The following is a 20,917-nucleotide window of genomic DNA, read 5'->3' on the forward strand; positions in this document are numbered from 1 at the left end:
AGTTTTTTTAAGACTTAGCAAAGCAAAAATTATTGCCCACTGCAGAAAATCGTAGTAGCGTCTACCAAAATCCAAACCTCTTTAGCATAGGATTTTTTCCCTAAAGAAAGGGATAAACCCGCTCATAATGAGCTAAAGGCATCGAACCAACTCATGTAGAGTAAACAGGACGAGTAAGTTTCTACGTTCGCATGATCGATCTCACCATCGGTAATCTGCTGTCAGGAAGCAGTCTACCTTTACTAGCTGAAGTCAATGAAGCTGAGCTGGGGCCCTTTGTCTTAGCCAGCGTGTTACTGAGCCTGATTGTTATTTACTTAGCAGCCAAGCTTGGTGGCGAGCTGTGTGCTCGGGTCAACTTACCATCAGTTTTGGGTGAACTGGTGGGCGGTGTAATTGTAGGTGTATCGGCCCTTAACCTAATTGTCTTTCCAGAAGGGGCCGAACCCGTTCACTCATTCCTGATGGATTTTGTGCAGCTCACGGCCAATCTAGACGCGGAATCATTGCTTGCCGTGTTCAAAAGCCAAAGTGAAGTGATCTCTGTTCTGGCGGAGATTGGTGTCGTGATTTTGCTGTTTGAAATTGGCTTAGAGTCGGACCTCAAGGAGCTTATTCGTGTTGGTCCTCAGGCAGCAGTTGTAGCCGTCGTCGGGGTAGTTGTCCCATTTGTGGCCGGAACCGTTGGTCTGATTGCATTCTTTGGTGTAGAGACGATTCCCGCCGTATTTGCTGGAGCAGCCCTGACCGCAACCAGTATCGGGATTACGGCAAAAGTATTAGCTGAGCTGCAAACCCTTAGCTCCCGTGAAGGACAAATCATCATTGGCGCTGCTGTTCTCGACGATGTATTAGGCATTATCGTCCTGGCCGTTGTGGCGAGCCTTGCCAAAACAGGTGAAATCGAAATCACCAATGTTATTTTTCTGATTATTGGCGCAGCCGTATTTTTAGTGGGCTCGATTTTGATTGGTCGCCTGCTCAGTCCACTGTTTGTCGGTCTTGTCGATCAGATGCAAACCCGCGGTCAAGTGTTGATCAGTTCCCTAGTATTTGCATTTGTACTGTCTTATATTGCCGCTGCTATTCAGCTAGAAGCCATTTTGGGAGCATTTGCAGCAGGTTTAATTTTGGCCGAAACCACTAAGCGCAAGGAGCTGGAAGAGCAAATCAGCCCAATTGCCGACATGCTTGTGCCCGTATTCTTCGTGACCGTTGGAGCCCATACGGATATCAGCGTCCTCAATCCTCTCAATCCAGCTAACCGCGAAGGGCTAATCATTGCCTCATTTTTGGTCATTGTTGCCATCATCGGTAAAGTAGTCACTGGCTTTACTGTCTTTGGGCAAGATGGAATTAATCGCCTAGCAATTGGTGTTGGCATGATTCCTCGTGGCGAAGTCGGTCTGGTGTTTGCTGGTGTCGGTGCTGCGAGTGGCGTTCTGTCTGAGTCGCTGGATGCAGCCATTATTGTCATGGTTATCTTTACAACGTTTTTGGCTCCACCATTGCTGCGCCTTGTCTTTAAAGACGATGACGATGACCCCAGTTGCACCATTGATGAAGATGCCGGTCAAGCCATGGCAAAAGCGACTGCCGACTAAGGTTCTGACGCTGGTTATTGCCTCGCTTCAGCAGCAGAGAAAGGAACTCTTATCAGCAATTTGTGTAGGGCCCATAAGTAAAAACTTTGGGCTCACCCTTAGCTGCTCAAAATTAGTCAATTCGCTGATTTATTCACCTCCAAATCCAGCCATGTTGCTTATATATGCACGTGGTTTGATGAAGGCTAGCTATTTGTCTCTGGCGTCAAACCTTGATCGCATTTATGATGACGGCTTCAGGTTATGAGCTCGTAGATTCGCAGTTACGTAAAATTGCTTAAACGTTTTGTATGAGACTAAAATCTAACGAAAAACTCTACTAAACTCTAATCAGCGTAAAATAGTTAAAGCAGCAAGCAGCCTTCCTTATGACAAAATTCCTTCAAATGCCTATCCAAACCGGCAAAATTGGCGTTTTTGACAGCGGTGTTGGAGGATTAACCGTATTACGGGAAATTATGACTCATCTTCCCGATGAGTCTTTGCTTTATTTTGGCGATACGGCGCGCGTTCCCTATGGCAATCGCTCCCAGACGGAGCTGCTAAGGTTTGTTCGCGAAATCATTACTTGGATGCAAGGGCAGGGCGTCAAAATGGTAGTGATGGCCTGTAATACAAGTTCAGCTCTGGCATTAGAAACCGTGCGCGCTGAGTTTGACTTACCTATTCTCGGGATTATTCTGCCAGGAGCCAGGGCAGCTGCTAAGGCGGGTAAGCGCATTGGCGTAATTTCGACCGTAGCAACAGCTGAGAGTAATGCTTATAAACAGGCAATTCTAGAAGCTTCACCCACAACTGAAGTTTGGCAGGTAGGCTGCCCCGACTTTGTGCCTTTGATTGAACAAAGCCGCATTGATGATCCCTACACGCGAGCAGTAGCTACGGACTATTTGAAGCCTTTAATGGCTGCTAATATTGACACGCTGGTCTATGGCTGTACTCACTATCCACACCTAGCACCGCTTATGGACCAGATTTTACCGCCATCGATTACAGTGGTTAATCCGGCTCATTCGTTGGTCTCTGCGATGACTCAGGAATTGGATATGCTGGGTTTACGCAATACTCAATCACAGCCTGAAATTGATTTTTATGTGAGTGGTGAGCCAGACAAGTTTGCGGCAGCTTCTGGGCGATTGATAGGATTTAGACCAGAGGTCCAGTCTGTTAGTCTCGCAGTTTTGGAAGGAATAGCGATCGCACAATCTGTTTAAGTCGGCCTATACGCTATGGCCATGTACCCTGAGGGCATCAACATAAAGATATGGGGAATCAGACAAAATCCCGTGCTAGATCCTGGTCTAGCACGGGATTTAAGTTTATGCAGGATAAACCTGTTTTAACTTAGTTAGCCAACGCAGCTAAGACCTTGTCATGAATTTCACCGTTGCTGACGATGACACCTTGGGTATCAACAAAGCGAGGTTCTTTGGAAAAGTCCAGCGTCTTACCATGCATGTCAGTTACCTTACCACCGGCCTCTTCAATCACAAGCACACCAGCAGCATGGTCCCAAATCTTTTCACGGTAGTTGGGATACTTGGCAGAGGGCAGACGTAGGTAAAGAACGGCATTGCCAGAAGCCACCGCACCGTACTTAGCCTGGCTGTCCATGCGAATAGAATCCGTAGTGATGCCTGCTGCCTGGGCAATGCGAGCATGCAGATCTTGGTCCCCATGGGCCACGCTTTCGACAAAGCGGAAGTTAGGTATATCGGAGGAAGACGTAACCGAGATTTTCTCAGGATTGCTACCGTCCATGTTCATCATCATGGCACCGCCGCCACGAATAGCAACGAACAGGATGCCAGACCGATCGCCAAGCTTAAGGGCAGGACAACCCAAAACGCCCACCTTGATATCACCATCTTCAACCATGGCTAGGGCCACCGCATACTGGTCACCACGCAAAAAGCCTTTAGTGCCATCAATGGGGTCTAGGGTCCAGTAACGGGGGCTAACATCACCATTGCCCTGGTCAATCCAACCAGGAATCTGCTCGTCAGTGGCATCGGGCAGGACCACTTTCACGTAGTTGGTAACCTGAGCCAGGCGAGAGGCCATTTCAGGTGTTTTCAGGTCATCGGCATCTTCTTCACCGACGATAGGATCGTTAGGAAATGCATCTTTGATCATCTTGCAGACAATCGCCTGGGCACCAAAGTCAGCGACAGTGACCGGACTTTTGTCAGATTTCTCAATAGCTTCGGGCACCATCTCAGCCCGAACCTTTTCACATACAGTAGCGGCAGCTTGCACAGCTGCGATCGCAATTTCCTTTTCCTTTTCGTAGGCCATAGTAATAACGATAAAGAATTAACAAAATACAGCTTTGCGCCCTTAGTTCATCACATAACGATGATTTTCACAGCCATTAGAATACAGCAGCAACGGGCGACACAACGTTTCCCTGTACAGTCTACCGAACCAAACTCATCTCTTCAGCAGAGAATCGATGAATTTATCTACATATGGTGATTTAAGTTAGCAATACTCAGCAATCCAGGCACGGGTGCCAAAATATTGACAGCTCAGACTTGCCACTTGACTCGCTTTATTTAAAGCCGCCACAAAGTTGCCCTGCCAACCATAACAAAAGGCCCCGTGGAAAATATCCCCGGCCCCTAACGTATCGACAACGGTCGTCGCAGATATCGGTAACTCGCTCACAGTTCCCTGGTCACTGACCACAATGGGCCGCTCCCCTCGAGTGATAGCAATATACGGGATGCCTAAACGTTGCAAATAGGGCAATGCCGTCCCATTTGGCGGCTGAAAATTTGCCGATGCAATCACCACCTTGGCTAAGGCCAGTATCGATTCAAATCCAGGCTTCCAGCTACCCGCATCTACCACCACAGGAATCCCCGCTTGCTGAGCCGCCGCTGCAATCTGCTGACTCAATGCCATCTGATGTCCATCCAGCAGCACCACATCAATGCTGCTGAGATCTGCCAATTGCGGCTCCACCTGCAGTCCGACCGCATTACGTGAGATCACCGCCCGGTCGCCGGACAGGGAAACCACAATCGAGGAAATCGGTGGTGGTTCCTGTCGTCGTGGTGCGAGATCCACCACCGATACCCCTACCTGATCCATATCCTCTCGCAACAATGCCGTTACCGGATGCTGTCCCACCGCTGCCATGACAGTAGCCTGGCCACCCATCGTCGCAAATGCCACTGCTGCATTTGTCGCTGGTCCACCCGCCGCCATGATTGCCGCCTGAGCCACCAGCTTTTCATTTGCCTGGGGTGGTCGCTGTGCCTGATAAATGCAGTCTAGAGTCATGAGGCCAACGAAAAGTCCACGCATAGGGAGTGTTGAATGTTGGACAGTTGAAATTATTTGATGCCAATGGATTTTTACCACTTAAACTCAACACTAAGCACTTATAAATCCATAACTTTTCCTTGTCCGATTTTTCATTAACCACTCCCCAAACAGCTGGCATCCTATATCTCGTTGCCACACCTATTGGCAACTTAGAAGACATAACCTTTCGAGCAGTTCGCATGCTTAAAGAAGCGAACTTAATTGCGGCGGAAGATACACGCCATACGGGGAAGTTGCTGCACCATTTTCAGATTGAAACCCCACAAATCAGCTATCACGAGCACAATGCCCAGACTCGGATTCCTCAGCTGATTGAGAAACTGCAGACAGGACAAACGATTGCGTTAGTCAGTGATGCAGGCATGCCAGGTATTTCTGATCCAGGTTATGAACTGGTGTGTGCCTGTGCTGATGCGGGCATTATTATTAGCCCAATTCCAGGACCAGCTGCGGTGATCAGTGCCATTGCCGCATCAGCATTACCATCAGATCGGTTTACCTTTGAAGGCTTTTTGCCAGTGAAGGGCAAAGTCCGGACAGAGCGACTAACCCAGTTCGCCACGGAGCCACGGACCATAGTGCTCTATGAAAGTCCCCACCGCTTGCTCAAAACTCTGACTGATTTGCAAACTCACCTAGGCGATGATCGACAGGTCACCGTGGCCAGGGAACTGACCAAGCGCTATGAGGAGTTTTGGCGAGGGACCGTGGGTGAGGCTATTGAACACTTTAAGGTGACTGAACCGAGGGGGGAGTTTACGATTGCGATCGCAGGCCACACACCCACACCCCAAACTATTTCCGAAGCTGATCTACTCCAGCAGTTAGCAACCCTGATTAACCATGGTATTTCACCCTCCAAAGCTAGCCGCCAACTAGCCCAAAAAACAGGCCTATCCAAACGAGAGATTTATCAGCTCAGCCTCCAGATGAAACAAGAAGAATAATAAATGTAATTTTGAATTAAACCCGTAGGGGCGTTCCATGGAATGCCCCTACAAATGGATGAACCGTGTTAGTTGTAACGTTCCGGCAAGGCAAACCACTCATCCCAACTCAAATCACGTCCAGGGAATCCTACCGATTCAAACGGCCACACATCAGCCAGCCATTGCCGAACCGCTAACAGCAAACGCTCCTCTAACCCACTGGCCAATTCACTCTGTCTGGCCCATAGCAGTGCATAGGCATCATAGCCCTGGCGATCCGACGGATAAAAATACACACAGCCCAGACAGCGACTTTCATCCAGACTCATCATGGTGTAGGCAAAAGATGTACGTCGCTGAAACTCTTTTTGGTGCCAGCCTAGATCAATTAAATCTTGCTCTAAGTTCAATCCTTGAGGCCAAGAGCTGGGTGGCGGAAAAATCCCTTGCAGATGTTCCTCACTGGTGACCACCGCATCAAAATCTTTAACCACGTCATTAATCGTCAGCATCCGCAAGCGATATTCATCGGTCTCCAATACCGCTGGCACATCAAAATCTTGTGGAACAAAGGAATCGGCGACAGAACCCACGTTAAACCCTTGCTTGAGTACTTTTAGAATTTTTAGCACATCGTAAAGCTGATTTTGAGCTTGCCGAAACAACGAAAAGACATCAGAGCATGATCTTTAACTTAGACCTATAGAACCCTAACCATTTAATAATGGCACGTAGATTCGAAATTCAAGCTGTCTCAACTATCTAAGCCTCTGTTCAATGGATTGAAAGTCGCGATTAATTTCAACCCAAAGAGATTTATTCAGCGGGTCAGTCTTCAATGCCTTATCTAAATAAATGCGAGCTTTGCCTAACTGGCCCTGGGTGATTAGGTCACGCCCCCAGCGCTGGTAAGTGATGGCCTGCCACTGACGGACTTCTGGGTCTTGGGTAATCCGCTGGGCCAGTCCTTCGACGAGTGCGATCGCACGCGGATACTTTTTCTGCTTAAACAAGACCTGTAGCTGTTTATAGGAATCCTGCTTGAGCTTTTGCTCATGCTCCGACAGCCCCGGATTAGTCTGGACTGGACTTACTTCGTCGTCGACTTCCTCGTCATACTCATCAGGCTGATCCTCCCCATTTTCATCTGGCTGGAAAACATCCAGCAATGACTCATAGGCCTTCGTCACCCTAATAAAACGATCCTGAGCCCGTTGATCATCAGGATTAACATCCGGGTGATACTTGCGCGCCAGCTTACGGTAAGCCGCCTTGACATCGTCAAATGTGGCCCCCGTCCGTAACCCTAATGTGCGGTAATGATCAGCTAACCCCATTGCACTCAGAAGAACAAACCCAGATTCTGCCATTAAAACGCAGAATCTGGGTAACTAAGCCAGCGAATTAAAGGTTCTTTTAGGCTAGACGCGTTCTTCAATCACCCGATCGATCAGGCCATAGGCCTTCGCTTCTTCGGCTGACATAAAGTTATCGCGGTCTGTATCTTTTTCAATTTTCTCAATGGTTTGACCAGTATGATCCGACATCAAGCCATTTAAGCGACGCTTAGTCTGCAAAATATGGTTGGCTTCAATTTCAATATCAGTAGCTTGTCCTCGGCTACCGCCTAAGGGTTGGTGTATCATTATGCGCGAATGAGGCAATGCTAAGCGCTTACCCTTCGCACCTGCACACAGTAAAAAGGAGCCCATAGAAGCCGCCAACCCAACACAAATGGTAACGACTTCCGATTTGATGTATTGCATCGTATCGTAAATAGCCAGCCCTGCTGTAACTGAGCCACCTGGAGAGTTGATATATAAATAGATTGGCTTCGTTGGATCTTCAGAATCCAGATACAACATATAGGCCACAATGGAGTTAGCAATCCCATCACTGACGTCTTCGGTCAAAAAAATAATCCGTTCGAGGGACAACCGTGTATAGATGCTGATCCACTGCTCATAGGTGCTACCAGGAAGACGATAAGGGACACTAGGGATACCAATAGGCATAGGTCTAAATAGGGGTAAATGTCTAGGGTTTTAGAAAGCAGAGTTTTGAGCTTTAAAGACACCTCAGTAGCGTCCCAAAGGGTATTTTGAATTAGGTTACTTAAGAACGTCTCTAAGCTAAGAATTCCTTAAAACAACAACTCAAAACTAGCGAAGCAAGCTCATGAAGGTTTCTCGATCACTCGATCAATCAAGCCATAGTCCATAGCCTCTTGTGGCGTGAGGTAAAATATACGCTCCATATCCTTATGGATTTTTTCTACAGTTTGGCCAGTGTTTTCGCTGAGTATCTTGGTTATCAAAGATTTCTTGCCCAAAACCTCATTAGCCTTCAACTCGATATCAGTAGCTTGGCCACGCATGCCGCTATAAGAGTGCATTAGCGCCATAGACGAGTTGGGCAAACTAGAGCGTTTGCCTTTGGTACCACAAGATAGTAGTACAGCAGCCATGCCAATAGCCTGCCCCAGGCAAATGGTAATTACCTCTGCCTTGAGATAGCTTATGGTGTCATAAACCGCCAGCCCTGCGGTAATGGACATCATGCCCGCTGAAGCATCTGTCATCCCAGCCATCATTGGATCACCAAGGGAGTTTATGTATAGATATATGGGTTTACTTGCATCATCAGAATCCAGATATAGCAGAAACGAAACCAATGAGTTGGCCACATCATCAGTTAAGGGCTGATTCAAGAACAAAATCCTTTCTTGGAGCATGCGGCTATAGATATCCATCCAAGCCCACCGACGGCTACCAGGAAGATTGTAAGGTACTTGCATAAGACGTTCCTAACCAATGCCTGCCGGAATTGCCTTAGGCAGTTCCTTAGTGCTTGCCAATACCCGATCAATCAGACCATAATCCTTTGCTTCTGTAGGGGTCAGATAAAACATACGATCTGTGTCTTTCTTGAGTTTTTCTACAGTTTGTCCGGTGCAACGGGACAAAATATCTAGGATAGCTTCACGGTTAGCGATCACCTCTTTAGCACGAATCTGAATATCAGTAGCTTGTCCTTGCGCCCCTGTACGAGACTGGTTTAGCACAATCGTTGCATGGGGCAAACTTGCTCGGAAACCCTTTGTCCCTGATGCCAAGATCATGGAAGCCGTCCCCATGGCTTGACCAATGCAGATAGTATGCACTGGAGGGCGAATATAGCGCATAGTGTCACAAATTGCGAATGCTTCGGATTCAAAGCCAATAGCATCACCGGTATACCAGGATGTACCCGTAGAATTAATGTAGAAGTAAATGGGCTTATCCGGATCATCAAACTCTAGATAGAGCAACTGAGCCATGATGAGTTTGGTGACATCACCAATCTGGCGTTTATAATCTGACGATACTAGTGGCAGACCCAAATAAACAATCCTTTCTTTGAGAAGTAAGGATTCCAAATCAGGCGGTGGAGTGCGGAAAGCAGCATCTCCGCCATAGTAAGGAGCCTGTACGGCTTTGATATTAGAACTCATAGACCCAGTTAGCCCTCTGTGGTGTTAGCTGTTCACCATTCAACGTTTTGATTCGACAAGCTCGTGATGTCACGACCTATTGACGTCTACAGTCTACATAGTGTAACTCGCTGTGAACAAGGTCGTAGACCAGCTACCTTTGGGGGATATCCGCCCATGGCGACTGGTTAAAATTTGGGTTAGAGAAACCGCGATCTCAACGTCCAATCTGGTCAGGAATTTTGTCTGGGGTTGTGTAGCCCCTACCTGCGGATTCTTAAAGAATTTTGCCTGGGGTTATATAGGACCCTATCTGCGGATTACCTATGTTTGCCATCACAGCATGCCTGCCGATCCAATGGGAACATTGAGCATAGGAGAAACTCTGCTATTAAAGCGGGAGTTTTTCAGCAAATTAGGGTGATGCATTTAGATGAAACATCTAGAACCATATCGATAATGTCATTGGCAGGGAAACGAACCTATGAAAGCTAACGTGCAATGGTCTATTAGCGATCGCAACCTAGACACTACTCAAACCAGTAGTCAACGACACTTGGCCATTTCCGTACAGGCCACTAGTGGAGCGCGCCCACCCTTAAACCTATGTCTAATTCTCGACCAAAGCGGCTCCATGGGCGGCACCCCAATTAAAACCGTTCGTACCGCTGCCCAAAAAATTGTCGATAACCTGTCCCCCCAAGACCGCATCTCGATCATTTCCTTTGACCATGAAGCCCAGGTCGTCGTCCCGAACCAGCTAGCCACCGATCCCACAGCTATCAAACAAGCCATCGAAGGTATTCGGGCTGGGGGCGGCACCGCCATTGACGAAGGTTTAAAGCTAGGCGTTACAGAAATCGCCAAAGGCAAAACAGGCACTGTCTCCCAAATTTTTCTACTGACCGATGGCGAAAACGAGCACGGTAGTAACGACCGCTGCCTTAAACTCACCAAACTTGCTGTTAGCCATAGTTTTACTGTCAGCACCCTTGGCTTTGGCAATCATTGGAATCAAGATGTCCTAGAGCAACTAGCAGATGCTGGGAACGGCAGTCTGGCTTATATCCAAAATCCTGACACCGCTATCCAAGAATTCAGTCGTCTCTTTAGTCGCGCCCAGGCCGTCAGTCTCACCAATGCCTATCTAGTCCTCACCCTGCAACCTCAGGTACGTCTTGCCGAACTCAAACCCATCGCCCAGGTTCTACCCGAAACCATCGAGCTTGATGTCCGTCGCGAAGGAGAACAAGCCATCGTCCGATTGGGAGATTTGATGACCAATACGCCCCGTGTCATCCTCGCCAACTTATATATTTCTCAACTCCTCGAAGGCACCCACTCGATTGCCTACGCCGAAATCCAGTACGACGATCCTGCCCTCGGCAGCTCACTATCCACAGATAAAGTCGTCATCAACGTCACTGCCCAGACAGCTTACCAGGCCCAGCCTGATCCACAAGTACAGCAATACATCCTGGCCTTAGCCAAATATCGCCAAACCCAAATTGCTGAAACCAAACTCCAAGCAGGCGATCGCACCGGAGCCATCACTATGCTCCAGTCTGCCACCCAAACCGCTATCCAAATGGGCGATCAAAACGCTGCCACAGTTCTGCAAGAAAACGTCACCCAGCTCCAAACGGGGCAAGACTTATCGGAGCAAGCGAAAAAGAAAACTCGCATTGCCTCTAAAACAATCTTGCAATAATCAATAATGCACCTGCGCTATCTGATCAAGGCAATTCAATGTGGTTTTGCTGGCAAGGCTGGTGACACCGCTGCATACAAAGCTGCTGCATTAGGTACTCCCGCCTACGGCGATTTAGACGCAAGGCTTGCAGCCTTAGCAAATCCTCTACCAGATATCTCTCTAGCTGAATTACAGTCTCAGCCTCCTGGCAGTTTTGGTCAAAGCCTTGCTCAGTTTCTCCACAGCAATCACCTTCAGCCCCTCACTCTTTCTGCAGAAACTCGCAACGCCCTGACAGACTCTTCTCTTCTGGCTATCCGATACCCGATTCTCCACGATGCTTTCCATGTGCTGTTGGGATTTGACACCAGTCTGGCAGGAGAATTAGGCGTTTGGTCTTTTGTTGCGGCACAGTACTATAGTCCTGCCTATGAGAGAGCTGCTTTTATCGGTCGCTGGTTTACGCGATTGATTACACCCTGGCAGTGGAAGCGATTGTGGGTCTACGGAGAAAAGGGAAAACAGTTGGGACGCCAGGCTGTTTGTGTGATTGCTCAACCATTAGAGGAGTTTTGGGCGATGCCATTAGATGTAGTAAGAACAAAGCTTAATCTTCCATCTGAGATAGAACCAATAGCTAACTAATATTGTTGAGCCATCAATTAAGAACCGAAGAGTAGCTCCGAGTAATTGGTCAATAGCAAAATCGACTGCTCAGGGCTTTCCTCCCCGACCCCCTCCATGACGTGGGGACCTCAACGTCCCCACACCCCTCGCACAAGAGGACTGCTGGAAAATAGCTAACAATTTTGCACCAGTGGTCGGTAGGGTATTACGCTGCTCCGCATTTGCTCCACACCGTAAAAGGTCAGTTATCGCTTGCTCCTTCAAAAACCTTTTTCCAAGCAAGAACTATTTACACTGGAAGGTAGATAACCTATGTTTTTTAATTTTCTGTGACGTGTCACAGAAAATTAAAAGGCACTCCACCAACCCTCCCCCATACACACCGGGACAACTTAACTATTTTTAGGGGGTTGTAGGGTGGCCTTTCCACCCTGCCCAAGGGAGTTTGGGGCGCTCAGAGGAGCCCCAAGCAGCCTCTCACACCATTAGCGACAATCTTCCAACCCCTTAAGCACCTACCCATGGACATCACCTACCACCCCATCACCCTCCACAAAAAAGTCCCCCTCACCATCAGCCGAGGCACCCGCTCCCAATCAACCAACCTCTTCATCCAAATCACCGCCGACAACATCACCGGCTACGGCGAAGCCACCCCCTTCTCCATCGGCGATCAAACCCAAACCACTGACAACATTACCCAAGATCTAGACCGCATCACCGAAGGCATCTCCTACTACCATCCCCTTGACCGCCAAATCATCGAAGAAAGTCTCGACCAAATCGCCCCCTGTTCCGCCGCTCGCGCCGCCATCAATGTAGCCCTCTGGGACTGGCTCGGCCAAAAAGTGGGTCTACCGCTGTGGCAGCTATGGGGTTTAGACCGTCAGCGCATTGGGCCAACAGCAGTCACAGTGGGAATAAGCTCCCCTGAGGATGCGATCGCACGCATCCGCCGCTGGCACACCGACTATCCCGATCTCCGTTCCATCAAAATCAAACTGGGCAGCCCCGCAGGCATCGCCACCGACCAAGCCATGTTTAGCGCCCTACAATCCGAATTTCGCCCCCACGACAAAATCAGTATCGATGCCAATGGCGGCTGGACCCTGGAGGATGCCAAAACCATGGCCACCTGGCTTGCAGAACGCAACGTCACCTATCTAGAGCAACCCTTACCCGTGAGCGCCAATCATCAGCTAGGCGAGCTAAAACACCATTCTCCACTACCCATTTTCATCGACGAAAGCTGCTTCACTAGCCGCGATATCATGCCCCTAGCGCCTTACATAGACGGCATCAATATCAAACTGATGAAGTCCGGCGGCCTCACCGAAGCCTATCGAATGATCCACACCGCCCGCGCCTGTGGTCTCAGCGTCATGTTTGGTTGCTACTCCGACAGTGCCCTATCGAATACGGCTCTGGCCCAGCTATCGCCCCTCGCCAACCATCTGGATCTCGATAGCCACCTCAACCTCAAAGACAATCCTTTTATAGGTGCCAAGCTAGATCTAGGTCGCCTCATGCCTAATGAGCAGCCGGGGTTAGGCATAACTCATCAGCCCTAGGCAAATACCCCAATTAATGTGATGACGCCACCAATGACCATCAGCCCCGCAGGCATAAACTTTTTCGTCTTCACTAAACGAATAATAAAGACGAGTACCAATACCAGGGTCACAATTTTGACAACCCACAGACCACTGACAATACCCTGAGCTGCTCGCAGCACTCCGATCAATAATAAAAGTCCGCTAACAATCCCCGAAATCAGCGAAGGTTTACTCCGAACCTTGAGGTAGCCCATGATGCCACCAGCTATGGCCAGAATACCGTAGATCAATGCGATGATAAGTGCTAATGACATAGAGCGAAGGGATTGAGAATGAAGGAATTTGGGGGAGCGACAACGGCTACCATCACTCAGTACCGACAGCAGGCAGCCTCGCTCTTACTCTATCAGGCTGTTCTCAAAGATACAGTAGGTAAAACTTTTTTAGCATTACTAGAGGCCCTCAGCAGCAGTAAAGGTCTAACCAATGAACGCTCCCACTGCCTGATCGCCTATGGTAAATGGTTTCAGTCCCTGGCAAGCACGGGTAAAAGCTGGGGAGATCACCTGATTGGGCAAATTCTGATTGCTGATAACGCCTTTACCCAAAACGCTCAGCGCCTGCCCTTGGCTGAGCTGCCTACCCCCTTACTGGATGCCGTTCGCCACGATTTGCGAGTTCTCCAAGCACTTTACAACTTATCCCCTAGCCACATTAGTGACTGTGTACAAGCCGCCTGCCAACTAGCCAAACCACCGGTGGTTTGGTCCTTATTACCAGAGTCGATGCCGATCAATCTGTCGACCGACTGGTCAGCAAGCATTGCCGAATTAGTGGATTACTACAAAAGTCAAGGCTCTGGGCAGTTTGGACAGTTCCATGGTTTTCGTTGGCAGCAGGGTCAGCTCTTGGGCATTGCTGAACCTGATCCAATTCGTCTAGAACAGCTAGCAGCTTATGAAGAACCGAAAACCACATTGATAAAAAATACTGAGTATTTGTTGGCAGGGTTTAATGCGCTCAACGTACTGTTATATGGCAGTAGAGGCTCTGGCAAATCCTCCCTGGTCAAGGCGTTGCTCAACGAATATGCGGCCAGTGGCCTGCGTCTCATTGAGGTTGCCAAAGCAGACCTATACGACTTGCCCATAATCGTGGAATACCTGCAGCTGCAACCCCAAAAATTTATTATCTTTGTCGATGATCTTTCCTTTGAAGAAGACGATAACGCATTCAAGGCGCTCAAGGTTGTTCTAGAAGGCGGGCTGACCCGACGACCTCAGAATATAGTGGTGTACGCTACCTCAAACCGGCGACATTTAGTGCGTGAGTTTTTTGCCGATCGACCGCGTCCCCGTGATGCAGATGAGCTCCAATCCTGGGATACGGTCCAGGAAAAACTCTCCTTTAGCGATCGCTTTGGTCTCACCCTCACCTTCGAGGCCGCTGACCAACCCACCTATCTAGACATAGTTCATCACTTAGCGAAGCAGGCAGGCCTTGATCTACCGGTGGATGATTTGGACTATCGAGCTAAACAGTGGGCCACACGCCACAATGGCCGATCCGGGAGAAGCGCCCGTCAGTTTATTGATTTTCTATCGGCAGAATTAGCCTCGGAGCATAGGAGATAGGACGATGGGAAAGTGGGGGCGTTGGGGTTTAGGGTTCGTGGTTCTTGCCAGTATAGGGATTGCGATCGCATCCATTACCAAACTCATCTATGACCAAAATCGCATCTACACCATCCGTCTAGCCACGGGTGGTCCCACCGGCGAATACTACGCCTTTGGCCAAGCCATTGCCCAAGTCACCGAAACCAATGAACCCAAAATCCGGGTTGAAGTCATGGAATCCGCTGGCTCTAACCAAAATATGGATGACATCAACACCCACACCGCTGATTTTGCCCTCGTGCAAAACGACACCCCGGTTCTGAACAATGTACGGGCAGTAGCTCAGCTCTACCCTGAGATGTTCCATCTGATCGCAGCCAACGACGCAAACATCCGAACATTAACCGACCTAAAAGGCAAACGCATTGCCCTAATGCCCGAAGGTAGCGGCTCCTACAATTTGTTTTGGCCCCTTACAGAACACTATGGCCTGACCAAATATGACTTTCAATTTAACTCCATGTCTCCGACAGACGCCTATGACGCACTACAAGCAGGCAACGTCGACGCCGTCTTTCGCATCATCGGTCTCGGCAACAGCAGTATTAGTAAGCTCCTTGCCAATAACCGCTTTCAGCTAGTTCCCATTGACCAAATCGGTGCTCTTCAGCTCACACAGCCCTACCTCAAGTCCACCGTTATCCCCAAAGGCAGCTACGACGGAGGGTCCCCCATTCCTTCTAAAGACCTCCCCGTTGTCGCTGTTAGCTCATTGCTCATCGCCAACGTCAATGTCAATCCTGATGTCGTCAAAGCCATCACCCGCATCCTCTACGAACACCGCAACGAACTTGTTAGCATTAACCCACGCACTGCCAATATTCAGTCCCCAGAAGCCAGCCAAAATCTTGGGTTTCCCCTACACGAAGGTGCCCACGCCTACTACACCCAAGACAATCCTAGTTTTTTAGTCACTTACGCCGAACCCATCGGTCTACTACTGTCCATCAGCATTCTTCTCTGTTCCAGCCTATGGCAAGGTCGTCAGTGGCTAATCAGCAACCAAAAAGATCGCGCCGATCGCTACAACCTAGAAATTCTCGACCTCATCGAAAAAATAGAACAAGCGCAAGACTTCGATGAACTGCAAAACCTACGACAACAGCTCCTTGAAATTCTTAGAAAAGTTGTCGTCGATTTAGATATTGATCGAATCTCACCAGAGTCATTTCAATCATTTACCTTCCCTTGGGAAGTGGCCAATACAGCCATCCGCCACCAAGAAATAATTCTCAGTGGCCGCTCTAAACCAGTCCCCCAGCCAAACTCATCCAACTTGGTCTAGACAATGACCACACACCTTAGTCCGACTGCGCTGATAGTTCCCGCAACTCATTCTCGACCATCGATTCTACTAACCTAGAGAAGGAATAGTTGGGCTGCCATTGGATATCACGCTTAATTTTATTAATGGCTCCTGCTAGGGTAACCGGCTCATCAGGTCTATAAAAAGCAGGATCAACAGATACATAATCCTGCCAATTTAATCCCACATGGGAAAAAGCACAGTCCACAAGCTCTTTTACTGTATGGGTTTCACCGCTAGCAATAATATAGTCATCTGGCTGATCCTGCTGCAACATCATCCACATGGCATTGACCACATCCTCTGCATGACACCAGTCACGGCGAGCATCCAGGTTACCAAGCTTGAGCTCAGTCGCTAATCCCAACTTGATTTTCACAGCACCACGGGTAATCTTACGAAATACAAATTCCGCACCCCGTCGAGGCGATTCGTGGGTGTAGGTAATGCCACAACAGGCATACAGATCGTATTGCTGCCGATAATTAATCGTCATCCAATGGGCATAAGCCTTGGCTACACCGTAAGGATTACGAGGTCGAAACGCTGTCCGTTCCGTCTGGGGTGATTCATCTGGCTGACCAAATACCTCACTGCTCGATGCCTGATAAAACCGTGTATCCGGCTTACATCGACGAATCGCCTCTAGCAACCGGGAAACACCAATCGCAGTATACTCAGCTGTCAACGCAGGTTGTGTCCAGGATAAAGGCACATAGCTTTGGGATGCCAGATTATAGATCTCATCTGGCTGGGCCTGATCAATGGCATCCATCAGCGAAAATTGGTCCAGCAGATCACCAGAAATAATGTGAACCTTATTCGCAAAGTGGCTAATACGCCCAAAACTACTAGAGCTAGATCGACGCACCATGCCATAAACTTCGTAACCTTTACTCAGGAGTAACTCAGCAAGATAGGACCCATCCTGTCCGGTCAATCCAGTAATCAGTGCGGTTTTAGCCACTACGTCTCCCAAGCATACACATTTTCAACAATAATCATCGTTAGGTTGCCCATAACTATCTGAATATTGTAAATAGAGCTTCCACTAAGGTGAAATGGTTACTGTGACGGTTTACTTAATCAAAGCGTCACTCGATCACCATAGAGAGCCGCGTAGTAGTTTTGATACTCCTCTGACAACAACGGTTGCCACCAATCGCGATGGGACAAATACCACTGCACCGTCTGCCTCAGGCCTGTGGCAAAGTCATAGCTCGGTTCCCAATCCAGCTCGCGCTGAATTTTTGAAATATCCATGGCATAACGGCGATCGTGACCAGGCCGATCAGGAACGAAGGTAATGAGTTCTTTGGCCGGTGACTTGGGTAAGTCCTCTGACAGCTCATCCATGAGGTCGCAAAGTTGTTCAACGATGTCAATATTTTTGACTTGATTGTTGCCACCAATATTGTAGGTTTCTCCTGGTGCAGCTTTTTGTAAGACGGTTGCGATCGCACTACAATGATCCTCAACATGCAACCAATCCCGAATATTTTGCCCATCCCCATAAACAGGCAAGGATTTACCCAGCAAAATATTCAAACACATTAGCGGAATCAGCTTTTCAGGAAACTGATAAGGTCCATAATTATTAGAACAATTCGTGATCAGTGTCGGCACGCCATAGGTGTGGAAATAGGCCCTCACTAAGTGATCACTACCTGCCTTCGATGCCGAATAAGGGCTATTAGGTGCATAGGAAGTCTTTTCACTAAATGGTGGATCATCAACACTCAGACTGCCAAACACTTCATCTGTCGAAACATGCAAAAAGCGAAAATATTCAGGCTTCCCCTGGGTTTCCCAATGGTTGCGAAATGCTTCAAGTAGCGTAAATGTCCCCACCACATTAGTTTGAACAAACGCCCCAGGACCAGATATAGATCGATCAACGTGAGATTCAGCAGCGAAATGAATAACAGTATCAATAGTATGTTTTGCAAACAGTTTAGATACCAGTGCCGAGTCACAGATATCACCCTCAACAAGAAAAAAGTTTTCCTGACTTTCTAAATCTGAAAGAGTAGCGCGATTACCAGCGTAGGTGAGAGCATCTAAAACAATTGTCGTTCCGATATCCTGATGCCAGGAACGCACAAAATTGGAACCAATAAAACCAGCTCCACCTGTAATGAGTACGTTTTGAGTTCTCAATTTACTCTCCTCGATTCTGTTAAAAGTTACCAGCTATACCAACTCAATTTGACAATCATCACCAATCATAAAGCGAGACGCTTTAGGGCGCTGAGGACTATGCACCAGCTTGGCACGTCGACCAATCAAACTATCCACAATTCGCTGGTGCAGCTCTTCAATAATCGAGCCCTCAAGCACTACACTGTGATCCATTTCTACATCGACTAGTTTCACCCGATCAGCGATGCTACTGTAAGAACCAATAAAACAATTCTCAATGTGACAGTCCTCACCAATAACAACTGGGCCACGAATAGTCGAATTGATCACGTTGGATCTCTTACCAATCTGGACTCGCCCGCTAATCTTTGTAGCGTCATCTACATCACCATCAATAGCATGGGTTAATGTCGCATCCAAAATGATCTGATTGGCCTCTAGCAAGTCATCTTTTTTACCCGTATCTAACCACCAACCAAACAGCTGCTTAGCTATCACAGTTTTACCGGTATTGACTAAGGCTTGAATCGCATCAGTAATCTCCAATTCTCCCCTTGCCGACGGCTGGAGTGTTGCTATTACTTCATGAATAACAGACTCAAATAAATAAACCCCCACCAACGCAAAATTTGAGGGAGGATCCTTTGGCTTCTCTACTAGCCTCAACACGTTGCCTTGCCCATCAAGCTGAGCAACACCAAAAGCGGTCGGATTAGGCACCTGTTTCAGCAGGATCATGGCATCTAATGATTGCTTTAAAAATTCCTCAACAAAATTAGCTAAGCTATCTTGAATCAGGTTATCGCCTAAGTACATCAAAAAGGGTGAATCGCCTAAAAAGGGTTGAGCAATTTTGACGGCATGGGCCAACCCATCTGGACTCCTTTGCGGAATGTAGGTAATAGCGCAGCCAAAGCGCTCTCCATCACCAGTGACCTGACGAATCTCATCGCCTGTATCAGGACTAATAATAATGCCAATATCCGTAATGCCAGCCGCGACGATTTGCTCAATCCCATACCAGAGAATTGGTTTATTAACCACAGGGACCAATTGCTTAGCCCCTGTATGAGTCAATGGTCGCAGTCGAGTTCCTTTACCACCAGACAGAATCAGCGCCTTCATAATTTTGGCCTACTTATAAATATTCAGATATTCTTTAAGCATTTTTCGCAAACTGGCACGCCAGTGGGGGGCCGTTTGATTGAGAACCCGAGCTAATCGATCACCAGCCAATACTGAATAAGCAGGACGTTCCGTTGGCGTAGGATATTGCTCGCTGGTTATGGGTCGTACAGAACTTAGCTGCAACGGATAACCCAAGGTCCTTGCTTCTTCAAAAATAGCAACGGCGAAATCATACCAGCTCACAGCACCACTATTGGTGTAATGATAAATGCCAAATGTCTGCTCATTCAATTGGGGGACTAATGCCGCAATGGCTTGAGCAATGTCATAGGCCCAAGTCGGTGTGCCCACTTGATCATAAACAACTCCCAGTTCATCACGCTCTGCACCAAGGCGTAGCATCGTTTTCACAAAGTTTCCTTTCCCTTTGGCACCGTAAACCCAAGCTGTACGCAAAATGGCATAACGATCCGTAGCCCTTTGTACCGCTTGTTCTCCCGCTAACTTTGATTGCCCATATACTCCCAAGGGATTTGTCGCAGCATCAATCTGATAAGGACGATTTTGTCTACCATCAAATACATAATCAGTAGAAATATGTATCAGCTTTGAACCACAGGACTCTGCAGCTTGAGCCAACTGTTCTGGAACAACAGCATTGATTTGATGAGCAAGCTCAGGCTCACTTTCCGCCCGATCAACAGCCGTGTAGGCAGCCGCATTAACAATCAAATCGGGTTGCTGCTCAACCACGGCAGCCATCAAACCTCCTGAGGTTGCCAAATCAAAATCAGCTCGCCCCCAAGCCGTTACCGTTCCCAAACTTGGCAATACAAGTTTTAACTCTTGGCCCACTTGACCTTGAGCACCCAGCAGCAAAATTTTCATCAATCAAACACCTCAGCTGATGAAAACTCTAGCCCCTGCTGATCTTTGGACGACAATACAGGTTCTTGATTTCCCAAAGGCCATTCAATACCCAGACTCGCATCGTTCCACAAAATACTGCGTTCATGCTGAGGTGAATAATAATCTGTGGTCTTATAAAGCACATCTGCTGAATCAGACAAAACATAAAACCCATGGGCAAATCCGGGGGGCACCCACAATTGTTTTTTATTTTCAGCACTTAAAACTACACCAACCCACTTACCAAAGGTCTTCGAGCTTCGACGAATATCCACTGCAACATCGTATATTTCACCAACAACAGCCCGGACCAATTTTCCTTGCACCTGCTGCACCTGATAATGCAAGCCTCGAAGAATATTCCGCTTAGAACGGGAGTGATTATCTTGAACAAACTCAAACGTCAGCTCAGTCTTATCAGCAAATGTTTGCTGATTAAAACTTTCATAAAAGAAACCACGTTCATCACCAAAGACCTTTGGCTCAACAACAAGAACATCTGGGATATTAGTTGCAATAATATTCACTTTAGAAACAAT

At 48.0% G+C, this 20,917-nt stretch carries 21 protein-coding genes; 8 read left to right on the top strand and 13 right to left on the bottom strand.

Translation table 11 applies throughout. The features are described from left to right. Positions 1-191 precede the first annotated feature (191 nt). Together IXB50_RS15075 and murI are read left to right on the top strand one after the other, a co-directional pair. Positions 192-1,604 (top strand): cation:proton antiporter, encoded by a 1,413-nt coding sequence (locus IXB50_RS15075; protein ID WP_215609809.1) that lies wholly within the window; start codon positions 192-194, stop codon positions 1,602-1,604. A gap of 368 nt (positions 1,605-1,972) precedes the next feature. Further along, positions 1,973-2,818, top strand: a complete 846-nt coding sequence (murI, locus tag IXB50_RS15080; RefSeq protein WP_215609810.1) for a glutamate racemase — start codon at positions 1,973-1,975, stop codon at positions 2,816-2,818. A 130-nt stretch (positions 2,819-2,948) separates the two neighbouring features. On the opposite strand, the gene IXB50_RS15085 is transcribed toward murI, so the two are convergent. Together IXB50_RS15085 and IXB50_RS15090 are read right to left on the bottom strand one after the other, a co-directional pair. Beyond that, the gene (locus IXB50_RS15085) at positions 2,949-3,902 is read right to left on the bottom strand and encodes a 3'(2'),5'-bisphosphate nucleotidase (RefSeq protein ID WP_215609811.1); all 954 of its coding nucleotides are present in this window, start codon (positions 3,900-3,902) and stop codon (positions 2,949-2,951) included. 186 nt (positions 3,903-4,088) lie between these two features. Further along, the gene (locus IXB50_RS15090) at positions 4,089-4,895 is read right to left on the bottom strand and encodes a PfkB family carbohydrate kinase (protein ID WP_246564542.1); all 807 of its coding nucleotides are present in this window, start codon (positions 4,893-4,895) and stop codon (positions 4,089-4,091) included. A 122-nt stretch (positions 4,896-5,017) separates the two neighbouring features. On the opposite strand from IXB50_RS15090, the gene rsmI reads away from it, so the two are divergent. Next, positions 5,018-5,887, top strand: coding sequence for a 16S rRNA (cytidine(1402)-2'-O)-methyltransferase (gene rsmI / locus IXB50_RS15095; protein WP_215609813.1), 870 nt, complete (start codon positions 5,018-5,020; stop codon positions 5,885-5,887). 68 nt (positions 5,888-5,955) lie between these two features. Here the strand turns inward: rsmI and IXB50_RS15100 are convergent, their stop codons facing one another. The 5 genes from IXB50_RS15100 to IXB50_RS15120 all read right to left on the bottom strand — a co-directional run bounded on the left by IXB50_RS15100 (position 5,956) and on the right by IXB50_RS15120 (position 9,362). Continuing rightward, positions 5,956-6,534 (bottom strand): GNAT family N-acetyltransferase, encoded by a 579-nt coding sequence (locus IXB50_RS15100; RefSeq protein ID WP_246564544.1) that lies wholly within the window; start codon positions 6,532-6,534, stop codon positions 5,956-5,958. A gap of 93 nt (positions 6,535-6,627) precedes the next feature. Continuing rightward, a complete protein-coding gene (locus IXB50_RS15105; protein WP_215609846.1) occupies positions 6,628-7,206 on the bottom strand; it encodes a J domain-containing protein in 579 nt (192 codons plus the stop codon). 84 nt (positions 7,207-7,290) lie between these two features. Further along, positions 7,291-7,884 carry an ATP-dependent Clp protease proteolytic subunit gene (locus tag IXB50_RS15110; protein WP_215609814.1) on the bottom strand — a complete coding sequence of 198 codons (594 nt, stop codon included), beginning with the start codon at positions 7,882-7,884 and terminating at the stop codon, positions 7,291-7,293. Between the two features lie 161 nt (positions 7,885-8,045). Further along, entirely contained in the window at positions 8,046-8,666 is a 621-nt protein-coding gene (locus IXB50_RS15115) for an ATP-dependent Clp protease proteolytic subunit (RefSeq protein ID WP_215609815.1), read from the bottom strand. 9 nt (positions 8,667-8,675) lie between these two features. After that, positions 8,676-9,362, bottom strand: coding sequence for an ATP-dependent Clp protease proteolytic subunit (locus tag IXB50_RS15120; RefSeq protein ID WP_215609816.1), 687 nt, complete (start codon positions 9,360-9,362; stop codon positions 8,676-8,678). A gap of 463 nt (positions 9,363-9,825) precedes the next feature. Here IXB50_RS15120 and IXB50_RS15125 point away from each other — a divergent pair, with 463 nt between their 5' ends. From IXB50_RS15125 to IXB50_RS15135, 3 genes are all read left to right on the top strand, one after another. Next, positions 9,826-11,052, top strand: a complete 1,227-nt coding sequence (locus IXB50_RS15125) for a vWA domain-containing protein (RefSeq protein ID WP_215609817.1) — start codon at positions 9,826-9,828, stop codon at positions 11,050-11,052. A gap of 6 nt (positions 11,053-11,058) precedes the next feature. Beyond that, entirely contained in the window at positions 11,059-11,679 is a 621-nt protein-coding gene (locus IXB50_RS15130; RefSeq protein ID WP_215609818.1) for a Coq4 family protein, read from the top strand. Positions 11,680-12,182: 503 nt separating this feature from the next. Next, positions 12,183-13,232 (top strand): dipeptide epimerase, encoded by a 1,050-nt coding sequence (locus IXB50_RS15135; protein WP_215609819.1) that lies wholly within the window; start codon positions 12,183-12,185, stop codon positions 13,230-13,232. Here the strand turns inward: IXB50_RS15135 and IXB50_RS15140 are convergent. Next, a complete protein-coding gene (locus IXB50_RS15140; RefSeq protein ID WP_215609820.1) occupies positions 13,229-13,531 on the bottom strand; it encodes a TMEM14 family protein in 303 nt (100 codons plus the stop codon). The genes IXB50_RS15135 and IXB50_RS15140 overlap by 4 nt on opposite strands. An 18-nt stretch (positions 13,532-13,549) precedes the next feature. Here IXB50_RS15140 and IXB50_RS15145 point away from each other — a divergent pair, with 18 nt between their 5' ends. Both IXB50_RS15145 and IXB50_RS15150 read left to right on the top strand, forming a co-directional pair. Beyond that, positions 13,550-14,851: an ATP-binding protein gene (locus IXB50_RS15145; RefSeq protein WP_215609821.1), complete on the top strand. Its 1,302-nt coding sequence runs from the start codon at positions 13,550-13,552 to the stop codon at positions 14,849-14,851. Positions 14,852-14,855: 4 nt separating this feature from the next. Further along, on the top strand, positions 14,856-16,178 hold the full coding sequence (locus IXB50_RS15150; RefSeq protein WP_215609822.1) for a TAXI family TRAP transporter solute-binding subunit: 1,323 nt from the start codon (positions 14,856-14,858) through the stop codon (positions 16,176-16,178). Positions 16,179-16,194: 16 nt separating this feature from the next. On the opposite strand, the gene IXB50_RS15155 is transcribed toward IXB50_RS15150, so the two are convergent. The 5 genes from IXB50_RS15155 to rfbC all read right to left on the bottom strand — a co-directional run bounded on the left by IXB50_RS15155 (position 16,195) and on the right by rfbC (position 20,905). Continuing rightward, positions 16,195-17,166 carry a GDP-mannose 4,6-dehydratase gene (locus IXB50_RS15155; protein ID WP_215609823.1) on the bottom strand — a complete coding sequence of 324 codons (972 nt, stop codon included), beginning with the start codon at positions 17,164-17,166 and terminating at the stop codon, positions 16,195-16,197. A gap of 119 nt (positions 17,167-17,285) precedes the next feature. Further along, positions 17,286-18,359 (bottom strand): dTDP-glucose 4,6-dehydratase, encoded by a 1,074-nt coding sequence (gene rfbB, locus IXB50_RS15160; protein WP_215609824.1) that lies wholly within the window; start codon positions 18,357-18,359, stop codon positions 17,286-17,288. Positions 18,360-18,392: 33 nt separating this feature from the next. Beyond that, positions 18,393-19,466, bottom strand: a complete 1,074-nt coding sequence (locus IXB50_RS15165; protein WP_215609825.1) for a glucose-1-phosphate thymidylyltransferase — start codon at positions 19,464-19,466, stop codon at positions 18,393-18,395. A gap of 9 nt (positions 19,467-19,475) precedes the next feature. After that, positions 19,476-20,357 carry a dTDP-4-dehydrorhamnose reductase gene (gene rfbD, locus IXB50_RS15170; protein ID WP_215609826.1) on the bottom strand — a complete coding sequence of 294 codons (882 nt, stop codon included), beginning with the start codon at positions 20,355-20,357 and terminating at the stop codon, positions 19,476-19,478. Next, the gene (rfbC, locus tag IXB50_RS15175; RefSeq protein ID WP_215609827.1) at positions 20,357-20,905 is read right to left on the bottom strand and encodes a dTDP-4-dehydrorhamnose 3,5-epimerase; all 549 of its coding nucleotides are present in this window, start codon (positions 20,903-20,905) and stop codon (positions 20,357-20,359) included. The genes rfbD and rfbC overlap by 1 nt, the downstream gene beginning before the upstream one ends. Positions 20,906-20,917: the final 12 nt, after the last annotated feature.

Origin of the sequence: Leptothoe spongobia TAU-MAC 1115 (assembly GCF_018739885.1) — a bacterium.
Classification (GTDB): Bacteria; Cyanobacteriota; Cyanobacteriia; order Phormidesmidales; family Phormidesmidaceae; genus Leptothoe; species Leptothoe spongobia.